Origin of the sequence: Secundilactobacillus silagei JCM 19001 (assembly GCF_002217945.1) — a bacterium.
GTDB classification, from domain to species: domain Bacteria; phylum Bacillota; class Bacilli; order Lactobacillales; family Lactobacillaceae; genus Secundilactobacillus; species Secundilactobacillus silagei.
Genome location: NZ_BCMG01000054.1, coordinates 1 through 256, shown reverse-complemented (window position 1 = coordinate 256; position 256 = coordinate 1). Strand labels below are relative to the sequence as shown.

The 256-nt window shown below is 49.2% G+C and carries 1 rRNA gene; it reads right to left on the bottom strand.

Annotation, left to right across the window (positions count from 1 at the left end):
* Positions 1-251 (bottom strand): 16S ribosomal RNA (locus CES79_RS12510); the annotation flags it as partial.
* Positions 252-256: the final 5 nt, after the last annotated feature.

Below are 256 nucleotides of genomic sequence, written 5' to 3'. Positions count from 1 at the left end.
CTCTCAGGTCGGCTACGTATCATTGCCTTGGTGAACCATTACTCCACCAACTAGCTAATACGCCGCGGGTCCATCCAGAAGTGATAGCCGAAACCATCTTTCAAACTGAAACCATGCGGTTTCAGTTGTTATGCGGTATTAGCACCTGTTTCCAAGTGTTATCCCCCGCTTCTGGGCAGGTTACCCACGTGTTACTCACCAGTTCGCCACTCATCCAATGCTGAAAATCAGTGCAAGCACTTCAATTCAGCGGGAT